Genomic DNA, 10,910 nt, shown 5'->3' on the forward strand with positions numbered 1-10,910 from the left:
TCATCCTGCACCCTCTACAATGGAGATTTTTTTCGGTTTTGTCCACGAAAATGGTATAATATTTGGAACAAATAGTAAATTATAGATCGTTTTTTTATATGTGAGCTTTGATGCAACGCTAGTGGAGCTTTTCCCGTTCATACGCACCGAGTCTTGTCCGGAGTCAAAAATAACAGGACATTTTCCGGTATTGCGGTTCAGCATTTCGCTGTTCGCTTCAATTTTAGGCCCAATCCGGCGAAAAAAAGAGAGCGCCTCCGGGGAGCTCCCTCCTTCCGTCGGCTTACGCCGCCGCTTGCATAAAAGCGGCAATGCCCCGCCTGCCTTCTGCCTTCTGCCTCTGCCGCCGCCCGCCTCGCGCCGATGCGGCCGCTTTACTTTTGCTGCTCGGCCAGCTTCTGGTTCGCTTGGTCCTGAACCTTCCGCACGATCGTGTTGACGTCCGTCCCTCCGGCCGCAATGTCTTTTCTCGCCGCCTCCACGTAGGTGCCGACGATGCCGTCGTATTTCGTGATCGCCGGCAGGCCCGGCTTCGTCTTGAACGGCGCCTGCACGTTTTTGCCTTGAAATTCCGGCAGCTTGGAGCCGTACACCTTTTTGATGTCGTCGCTGCGCAGCACGCTCGGCGTGCCGTACTCGCTCATCAGCTTCTGCACTTCGTCGGACGTGATCACCTTCAGCACTTCGACCGCCGCCTCGCGATTTTTGCCGACGTTCGACAAGGCGAGCAGATGAATGTCGACCGACCGGCCGCGGCCCAGGTTTTCCTTGAAGTTGGGCAGCGAGACCATATCCCATTCCATTTTGGCCAGCTCCGCCCGGTTGTTGACGACCTGCAGCGCCCAAGCCGGCAGCATGGCGACGTTTTTGTCCTTGAAAAATCCGTTGGCGCCGTAATCGTATTTGCCCTGATTGACATAGCCCGGAATTTCGTAAGCCACCTTGAACATGCCGAAAATGTTGCGCCAGCTGTCGTTGTCGATCAACGCTTTGACCGTCTTCGCGTCGGCGTACGGCAGCGACAAGCCGGAGGCGACGTCCGCGACCCGTCCCGGATCGAAGCCGATATAATTGACGCCGCCGTCCGTGCGCGTAAGACGCTTGCCGAGATCGATCACTTCGTCCCACGTCATCCCGTCCTTCGGATACGGAACGGCGAACTTGTCGAAAATCGCCTTGTTGTAAATGAGCACGCCCATATTGGCCGAAAACGGCACGCCGTACACTTCCCCCTTTTCCCCGAACGACTTGATCGCGTCGAGATACGTCGCGTCGAACCGGTTCAGGTCCAGGCCGCGCGACTTGATGACGTCGCTCATGTCCTGCTGCAGCTGCAAATTCATATACGTCGGAAAGCCGACGTTGCTGCCGTAGTAAAAATCGGTGAAGCTTTTGGCGGCGACCAGCTCGTCGATCGTCGAGCCTTTGTCGTGCTTGACGACCTCGAGCGTCACGTGCGGGAGCTTCTGCTTCAGCGGCTCGATGATGAACTGCTGCAGACGCTCGTCGGAAATGTTGTTGAAATGGTTGTACATCGTAAGCTTGACCGGCTCCGGAGGCTTGGCCGCCGTTTCCTTCTCCTTCGTGCCGGCGCCGTTCGCCGGCCCGCCCTGATTGCCGCAGCCGGCAAGCGCGCATACCGCCGCGATCGCGACGATCGGGCCCATCCTGCATCCGTGCAACGCTTTCATCGTACTACCCCTCTCTTTTTGTGTCGTAACCGTTTTCATCATCATCATACATGCCGGGAGTTCCGAAAGCTTTATTCATTTAATCGTTTTTTTTGTGATTCTTCTTATGATGTTGTACGTTTTTTTTGCACTATCGTTCAAGTCGCCTCGCGCCCGACTCGCGCCCGACTCGCGCACGACTCGCGCACGAGCCGTACGGTTTGCGCGGGCATCGGGACGATCGCCGAAAGGATTTTGCCCCGCTTCCGTGGAAATACAACGTTGCAGTCATCCTGACCGCGGGAAGGGGATGGGTCGAACATGCGGTTTCCGCGCTTTCGGATCAAACAGGAATTCGTCATCCGCAAGCTGATCACTTGCTACTATTTCGAGCTGGCCAAAAACTACGCGTTCGCCGGAGAATCGCACGACTTCTGGGAGATGCTGTACGTGGACAAAGGCGCGTTCATCGTCGAGACCGAAAAAGGAAGCCATTCGCTGGAACAGGGGGAATTGCTGTTCATCGAGCCGAACGTATTCCACAGCACTCGCGCCAACGGCCAAGTCGCGCCGAACGTCTTCGTCGTCACGTTCGAATGCGAATCGCCGGCCATGCGCTTTTTCAAGGCGGGCGGCCCGTTTCACCCGGAAGAACGCGAACGCGAGCTGCTCGCCCGCATGATGGAAGAAGGCGGGGACGCCTTCGGACCGGATACGTCCAGTCCGCCGCGCAAACGGATCGTTCGGCAAAAAAACGCGCCGTTCGGAGGCGAGCAGATGTTCGTCATGCTGCTGTCCGCCCTGCTCATCATGCTCGTCCGCAGCACGGAAGCTCCGAAGTCGAAAGCGAAGCTGTCCGCCGCCGCGCGCGATAAACAGGAGTCCGATTTGACGGACAACGTGATCGCTTATTTGGAATCGCATCTGGGCGACGATATTACGCTCGATCAAATATGCAGCGCCTTTTCGATCGGAAAAACGCAGCTCAGCATTTTGTTCAAGTCGAAAACCGGCAGCAGCGTCATCGAATATATGAACCAGCTCAAAATCGAAAAAGCGAAGGCGTACATTCGCGAGGACATCTACAATTTGACGGAAATCGCCGAGCTGCTCGGCTACAACAGCCTGCACTACTTTTCCAAGCATTTTAAAAAAGTGACGGGGGCTTCGCCCTCGGAATACGCGAAAATATTAAACCGCAATTTGTTCAAGCGGGTGTAGCCGAAGCAAGCAAACAGCCGGAAACCTGGGTAGGGTTCCGGCTGCCGCCATGCTGGCATCGATTTACTTTTTCTTGTAGTCCGCGATGTATTTGAGCGCTTCTTCCTCCGACTGGCGGAACGCCGTGTTGATGTCCGCCTTTTGCTTGATGACTTGGTCGGCATACTTCGAATAGTTCGCCACGATGTTCGCGTCGTACGGCGCCTTGGCCGGGATCGGAGCGAATTTGTTGTAAAACACCGCTTTAAAGTTTTTGTCCTTGAACGGCGAATCTTGGCCGAGCGCGTTTTGCACCGCGTCGTTTTTGACGACCGGCATAATCCCTTTGCGGGACAGCTCCATCTGGAATTCGTCGGAGATCATATAGTTCAGCACTTCCATCGCCTGCTCCGGATGCTTGCTCAGCTTCGTGATGCCGAAGTAGAACGGGTACGATTGCGAGCCGACGCCCGGCTGCTCTTTGAAGGTCGGCAGCGACACCATGTCCCAGTTCAGCTTCTGCAGCTCGTCCGGGAGCACGTAGACGAGACTCGACAAGTAGGCGTACATGCCGACGTTTTGGTCTTTCAGGAACGAATTGATGTCCGGCACTTTGTTCGTTTTATCCAGCAGCTGCTTGTAACCGGCGTCCGAATACGGATCGACGAAAACCGTTTGGAAAAACTGCTTCCACTTCTCGTTCGCGTTGATCGTCGGCGTTTGCGCCTTCAAATCGACGTTCGGAATCGAAAATTGATTCATCCGGATAATATGGTTCGGCGAAGTCGTAAAGCCGACGTACTGCGTGCCGCCTTCGTTGCGCGTCAGCTTCTTGGATAACTCGAGCGCCTGGTCCCACGTCATGCCGTCCTTCGGATAAGCGACGCCGAATTTGTCGAACAGCGTTTTGTTATAGTACAGCACCATATTGTTCGTGTGTACGGGGATGCCGGTCAGCTTGCCGCCGGACGACTGCCGGATTCCTTCGACGACGGTCGGCTCCAGCTTGCTCAGATCGACCTTCTGCTTTTTGACCAGCTCGTCCATATCGATTTCGAGACCGTTGTCGAACATGACGGACTCGTAGTTGCCGGTCGAAATGAAGAAAATGTCGAATTTCGTGCCGGCCGTCAGCAGCTCCGACATCGAATTGCCTTTCGTATTCTGAATGTATTTGATCGTGTAATTCGGAAATTTTTTGCGGATCGAGTTGCCGAACCGGTAATCGAAGCTTTCCGCCGGGTCCCCGTTCGTGGAGTAAAAGACGATTTCGACCGGCTCGCCAGGCTTGGGCGTCTGGGCGCCCTGCTGTTCGCCGCCTTCGTTTCCCCCCGCTTTCGAGCCGCAGCCCGCCAAAACCGAGGCGAGCAGCGCCGCCGCCATAATCGATGCCGATGCTTGTTTCATTGCCATTTGCACTTCCCCCTTGTCGTATTGATAATGCGTAAGCCGTAATCGCTTTCGTCGTTATCATAACTGGAACCGGTTTAAAATGCTTTGTGCAAACAATCGTTTTTTTTGTCTTGAAATTTGTCTTTTCGTTCGAATAATTGGTCCATTCGTTCGCGGCGCGGAGCGCGGAAAACCGCGGCGGGATAACGCACGCCGTCGATTGCACCTGCCGAATCGGAGCAAAAAAAAGACGACCCGTTCGGAATCGTCTCTACCTATTTTACCGACTCCCGCGATGCGGCCGATTGAACTTCCGGATACGGGAACGAATCGAGCGCAATCCCCGTCCGGACGTCGAGGCGGCGCACGAAAAAAGCGCGCCGGTCGTTTCGGCGCGCTTCCTCTCAAACGCTGTTATTTGTCGATGCCGGTATAGATGAGGATCGCGTCCCGCAAAAACTCGGCCGCTCCGGGCCGATGCCGGTCGTAGTACGCTTTGAAGCGATCGTCGTCCACGTACATTTGGGCGAGTCCCGCGTGCGCTTCTTTGCTGTATTCGCTCCAATAGAACGTCAGCCACTGCTTGTGCAGGTCCGCGGCTTTTTGCGCGAGCTCTCCGGCGGGATCGCCGGTTTTGCAAGCCTCGGTCAGCGTCGCGATCACTTCGTCCGCGAGCCGCGTCAGCCGTTCGTGCTCCTCCTGCGTCATGTTTTTCAGCTTGGCGTTCGACCTGTCGACGACGTCGTCGCCGTACTTCTCGCGAATTTCTTTCCCGTATTTGCTTTCGTTATCGTCGATCAGCTTTTGCTTGAAGCCTTCGAATTTTTCTTTATCGGTCATTGTCGTTCTCCCTTCCGTCGCCGCGATCGTTTTTTCCACGTTGGCGATTAACGCGTCGAGCTGCTTTCGTTTGTCGAGAAGCTTCTCGCGATGCTCCCGCAGCGCGCGGGCGCCGTCGAAGGAAGGGGCGGTCACGAGTTGCCTGATGCTGTCCAGGCTTACGCCGAGCTCGCGGTAAAACAAAATTTGCTGCAGCCTGTCGACTTCCGGCTGACCGTATATTCGGTATCCCGACGAATTGATTCTGGCCGGCTTCAGAATTCCGATCTCGTCGTAATACCGGAGCGTTCTCGTGCTCACCCCCGCCATCCGACCCAGCTTCTGTACGGTGTATTCCATCTGCTCACCTCCCGACAAGTTCATGGTACACATTTACGTAACGTTAATGTCAACCGTTATTTTTGCGCATGACGCCAAAAACGATTCGAACGACGTTGTTCCGGGCGAAGCCGAAAAAGCCCCCGCGCTCGAAACGCGAGGGCCGGCAATGGATGAGAACGTTTCACGAAGAGAAAACTAACGTTAACGGAATGCGGAATTTCGCCCCTTCGGCGATATCGTAGCGGTATCCTTTGGCGAAATCGGTGTCGTCGGCAAAGCCGCGAACAAGCGTCAAATCGCCGATATCCAACCGATACCTGCCGCCGGCTAACGGTTCGACGGCCCGGATCGGGTAAGCGGCGTTTCGGACGCCGTCGCCTTCTACGAAGACGGTTTTGCCCGTCCAATCCGCCGGGTCGACGCTGCCGGCGTCCGGCTCGACGACCAGCTCGTTGCGCGCCGACAACGTCCGGGTAAAGTCCGCGATCGTCCCGGTTACCGCTCCCGAGGCCGAAGCGGCAGCCCGTTCCGCTTCCGGCGAGCCGATCGGAGCCAGCAGCGCGCCGTCGTGCACGTAGACGGACGAGCGCTTCCCGTCCCGCTCCGAGTAAACGCCGAAAAACCCGCGAAACTGCAGCTTGTCGCCGACCGTATACACGATGTCCGGATCGAGCGCATGGACGATATAGTCCGTTCGCCCGTCGACGAGCGTCACCTTGATCGCCGTCGCTTCGTTGCCCGTCACGAGCGCATCGCCGGACCGGATGTCGACCGATTCGATGCTTGCGATAAACCGGCTGCCTTTGTACGGCTCGATGACCGAGGCGAACAAGCTGTCCAAATCCGTTCCGCGGCGATGCGCGATCAGGTAGCGAAGCGTCTTCGGGTTGCCCGGCTTGTTTTGCGGCGGCACGCCGTCCGCGAGGGCGACTTCGTTCATTCGGCCGAGCATCGTCAGCCTCACGTGCACGTCCGTTTCCGCTCCGGCTCCCCGCCCGTACACGTTCCACGTATCCTTCACGTTCCAATCGGCGCTGAAACTGTTTTCCGGATTCACGGCCCGCGCGACGTTCCGCAAATAATGAAAGCCGCTGCCGGCATAGCCCGGACCGTCCTTGTCGTCCGTACGCTGCGCATACGCCACGTCCGCGCCGGCATAAGTGCCCGTCTCCTGCGGGACAAGCTCGAGCCCTTCCGTCTCGACTTCGCCTTCCGCACCGTGGAAGCTGAAATGATGCTCGGTTCCGCCCTTCACACGGAACAAATCGACCGCGTACGAATTCGTCCCGTCCGCCCGAATCATCGCCGTCGTTCGACGGTACAGCGACGTCTGCGGGTACGCCTTCGGCGCCTCGACATCGATCAGCTGGACGAAGCCGCCGCCGTCGAAATGCCGCGGTTCGGCTACCCATTGGGCTTCCTGCTTGCGCCGGTCCACCACGACCGTATTATGGCTGATCGTATTGACGACCCATTGCGCCCGATGCATGTCGAACACGTCCGCGTACTCCGGGTACCCGAGATCCGGCGATAAATCGAGCCCGAAGGCGTGCAGTCCGACGTTCAGCGTATCCCGGTGGCCGTGGCCGGTATTGCGGCCGTAATACATCCAGAAGTCGCGCAGCGTGCGATCGGACGAACGCCCGTCGCGCAGCGCGGCGAAGCCGTATCCGCTCAGGTTGACGCTTTCCAGACGGAGCGGCCCCCGCTCGGCGACGATGCCGCCGATCCGGTCGGCGATCCGCTGCGGCTCGTGCGAGAAGATGTCGAGATGAAGGCCGTCCGTCCGGTTGCCGTTCAAAAAAAACGCAACCTGGGCGTAAATCGGGTCCCCGAACTTGTCGAACGCTTTTACCATATCCTCCAGCTTGACCTGAACGTACGGATTGCCGGCCGCCGCCGTATCGCCGACGTTGACCGTGTAAGACTCGCTGAGAAGCAGCGGATAGTAGGCCGCAAACATTTTGCGAAACTTGGGATTCGCATACAAATCCGCGTCCGGATACAAGTCGTAGCCGTCCAAAATATCCGCGGTCAGCCGGTGATTCGCCAGCCACAAGCTGTTATAGCCCGGGGACGCTTCGTTGCCGTGACCGTCGCGATCGACCTGGGAAACGAGCGAATTGAGCACGTTGCCCCCTGTTACGCGGTACGGGTTCGCGGCCAAGCCGCCGGTTTGAAACACGAAGTCGAGCCACTGCTTCGTCTCCGGCAGCGAGTCGTAAACGACGGCGGCCATCGCCAGCGCGCTTTGGTGCATGCCGTCGTTGCCGCATATTTGCGCCGCCCGGACGGCGGGGTAAATTTGCCGGACGATGCCTTCCTCCACATTGCACCGGATGTGCGCGCCCGAGCTTTTCGGATTGGACAGCCCGTGCTTCCGCGCCCGGCCCGACAAGTACTCGACGACCGCCGGATCGTCCATCGCGGGAAAGAAAGCGTCGAAGGCGCTGACGAAAACTTTGACCAAAGACGTCTCCCAAATCGATCCGACCACTTTGCCCGTATTTTTCCGGCCGTCGGAGTTCAGAAATCGATTGCGGTCGTACGCGGAAATGTCCATATCCGGATACAAGTCGGCCACGCGGTCCAGCAGCACGATTCCCGGCAGCGCGTACTTCATGTCTCCGGTGTACAAATACGCGTCGCGAAACGAGCGCAGCGCGTCTTCGACCAGTCCGCCGGCGCCGTACCAGACGAACCAGTGCAAATAATAGGCGACGAACGTGTATACTTCGCCGTTTTCGTTTACCCAGCCGAAGCCGTCGTCGACGCCCCACGAAGCGCCCCTCTCCGGATACAGCGTATTGACGAGCAGGCTGCGGTCGGCCAGCTCCGGGCGAAAGACGCCCCGTGCGTCCAGGCCGCTCTTGTAATAGGCTCCGAATTCGTTCGTCGGAAACGTATACCCGCTGCTCGGGTCGACGATTTTCCACGGCTCCCGGAGCGCATCCCCTTTGTACGGATAATTGCCGAAACGGTCGATCTCCTTCCCCGTTACCGGGCTGCCGAGCTGTTGATTGACGCCGTAGCTGCGCGGCAGCGTTTGCGCCGGAACCGCTTCCCACAGCGCGTCCAAGCCGGCCGTCAAGTATCGTCCGGCTTTCGCCTCGGCCTCTTCGCGCAGCCGAACGGCCCATGCGTACGTTTGCGCATTGTGCCGGGCCGCCGCGACTTTGTCCGCCCTGTAATACGTCGCTCTCGTCTTTCGGTTCATCGTGCATTCGGTCCAGCGAAACGGCGCTCGCGATCGTCGGGGTGCCGGCGGCTGGCCGACTTGTTGGCATTCGGCGATCGCTTCGCCTTTCGTTCGCGGACCGTCACCTCCTTTTCGCCCGCGGCTTGCGGACTTCGGATATAGGATTCGGCGTTTCGGCTCCCGCTTCGGCAGGCCGGACGCCGATCGAACGATTCGGATATGGACGCGCTCTGTCCTCCGCGTCGCACGCTGCTGCAATTCGGTAATTTGTACCATACCCGTTATTTCTTTTATAGTGAAAGAAACGATGGAATGCAATCTTTTTTTCGCATATAATTAAAATACAGGTTACATACGGCTTATGAATTATAGACATGTTTTAGTCAGAGCATATACAGGTAAATACCTTGTAAAAGTTTGTCAAATCAATATAATAAGGTCAGCATCACCGCTGCGGTTCCGTCGTCGTTGGCGCCGGGAGCCGCGGACTTAGCGGTGTCATACCGTCAGCAACGATCGGGGGTGACGTCAGCCTGCGCTTGCATGCGCGAGCAAAATGTAAACGCTTTATAGGCAGCGCTTCCATATTGCAGGTTCGGAACGCGTTCCGACGATGTTTTCGTTTGACCGAGGGGGTAGACGGTCTGCCGAAGGACGATGCATTCGAATGCAGGTAGATGAAAGGTTTGCGCACAAAGCGGTTTTGCCGCTAATTTGAAAACGATGGATGGAGGACATGCCATGAGCAAAAAGCGTCTGGTCGGATGGATGAGTTTGATGCTTGCTTTCGTCACGGTCGCGACGACGGCTTGCGGAGGAAGCGCGGGCGGCGGAACGAACGGAGACGGCAAGCAAAGCGAAGGTGCGAAGCCGGATCCGCAAAAAGCGCAGGAGCCGATCGAGCTGCACCTGTACAGCTTGAGCGGGCAAAATATGGATTGGTTCGACAACACGTACGGCAAATATTTGTATCCGAAATTCCCCCACATCAAGTTCAAGGTGCATTTCCCTTCCGAATCGAGCATTACCGACTACATCGGCAGCAAAGGTCCGCTCGACATCGCGTTCGGGGCGTATACCGCCTTCCACTCCCAACTGCTTAACCTGAATTTGCAGAGCGACATTTCCGATTTGATCAAGCGCGACAAATTCGACCTGAACCGGATCGAGCCGACCGTCGTCGAGCTGCAACGACAACTCGCGAACGGCGGCATTTACGGGCTGCCCGCCTTCGTCGGAACGTCCGGCCTGTATTACAACAAAGATTTGTTCGACAAGTTCGCCGTTCCGTATCCGAAGGACGGAATCACCTGGGACGAGGTGTACGATCTGGCCGTCAAGCTGACGCGCAAGGACGGGGACACCCAATATTACGGGTTCGCCAACGACAATAACAGCTACCTGCAAGTCAATCAATATTCGCTCGATCTGGTCGATCCGAAAACGTTCAAGGCCAGCTTCGAAACCGACGGCTGGAAAAAAATCGTGCAAACGCTTACGAAATTTATGACGATCCCCGGCGTCGACGTCGCCCAGGCGACGGTCGCGAACTTCAACACGAAGGGCACCGTGGCGATGGCGACCAACTATACGGGCTGCTGCGGGTTTACCCCGGGCGAAGCCGTCAAAAACTGGGGCGTCGTGCGCATCCCGGATTTCCCGGACATTCGCGGCGTCGGTCCGCAAGTATTCCCGAACTATTGGTATATGAGCTCGATCAGCAAAAATCGCGACGCCGCCTTCGAGGTGATGAAATTCATCATTTCGGACGAATTCCAGGCTTCGCTTAACGCCAGAGGGCTGGCGACGGCGCTGAACAATCCGAAAATGTATGCGGAGTACGGCAAAGATCTTCCGAAATACACCGGGCAAAACGTAACCGCCCTGTTCCCGAAGCACGCGAAAATGTCCAACATTACCGAGTACCAAATTATCGCGTCCGGCCAGCTGAACGCCGCGCTGACGAATATCGCGACGAAAGGCGTCGACATCAACACCGCGCTGCGCGAAGCCGCCGAGGCGACGAACAAAAAAATCGAGGAAGCGAGAGCGACGGCGAAAAAGTAACCGCGCCGTTCGGGAACGATCGCTTTAAGAAAAGCCGCCGGAGAAAACGTTCCGGCGGTCCTTTTCACGCGCAAACATACTCTTTTCGCATGCCGGCACGGAAGCGAAGCGGGCATCGGGATTGCAGCGGCCCGGCAGGATAAGAATACGGCGGACGTGGAAACGAATAAAATCATTCCGCTTCATGCTCCAAAACCGTAACGAACCCGCCAATCGTCATC

At 57.1% G+C, this 10,910-nt stretch carries 6 protein-coding genes; 2 read left to right on the plus strand and 4 right to left on the minus strand.

Annotation, left to right across the window (positions count from 1 at the left end; all coding sequences use genetic code 11):
• Positions 1-374 precede the first annotated feature (374 nt).
• Positions 375-1,691: an ABC transporter substrate-binding protein gene (locus PV407_RS02135; RefSeq protein WP_332088214.1), complete on the minus strand. Its 1,317-nt coding sequence runs from the start codon at positions 1,689-1,691 to the stop codon at positions 375-377.
• A 300-nt stretch (positions 1,692-1,991) separates the two neighbouring features.
• On the opposite strand from PV407_RS02135, the gene PV407_RS02140 reads away from it, so the two are divergent.
• A complete protein-coding gene (locus tag PV407_RS02140; RefSeq protein ID WP_332088215.1) occupies positions 1,992-2,891 on the plus strand; it encodes an AraC family transcriptional regulator in 900 nt (299 codons plus the stop codon).
• Between the two features lie 63 nt (positions 2,892-2,954).
• Here the strand turns inward: PV407_RS02140 and PV407_RS02145 are convergent, their stop codons facing one another.
• The 3 genes from PV407_RS02145 to PV407_RS02155 form a co-directional block, all read right to left on the minus strand.
• Positions 2,955-4,283 (minus strand): ABC transporter substrate-binding protein, encoded by a 1,329-nt coding sequence (locus PV407_RS02145; protein ID WP_332088216.1) that lies wholly within the window; start codon positions 4,281-4,283, stop codon positions 2,955-2,957.
• A gap of 393 nt (positions 4,284-4,676) precedes the next feature.
• A complete protein-coding gene (locus PV407_RS02150; protein WP_332088217.1) occupies positions 4,677-5,441 on the minus strand; it encodes a MerR family transcriptional regulator in 765 nt (254 codons plus the stop codon).
• A 163-nt stretch (positions 5,442-5,604) separates the two neighbouring features.
• On the minus strand, positions 5,605-8,640 hold the full coding sequence (locus PV407_RS02155) for a heparinase II/III domain-containing protein (protein ID WP_332088218.1): 3,036 nt from the start codon (positions 8,638-8,640) through the stop codon (positions 5,605-5,607).
• A 723-nt stretch (positions 8,641-9,363) separates the two neighbouring features.
• On the opposite strand from PV407_RS02155, the gene PV407_RS02160 reads away from it, so the two are divergent.
• Positions 9,364-10,689: an extracellular solute-binding protein gene (locus tag PV407_RS02160; RefSeq protein WP_332088219.1), complete on the plus strand. Its 1,326-nt coding sequence runs from the start codon at positions 9,364-9,366 to the stop codon at positions 10,687-10,689.
• Positions 10,690-10,910: the final 221 nt, after the last annotated feature.

This window comes from Paenibacillus sp. GYB003, assembly GCF_036577625.1.
GTDB lineage: Bacteria > Bacillota > Bacilli > Paenibacillales > NBRC-103111 > Paenibacillus_AB.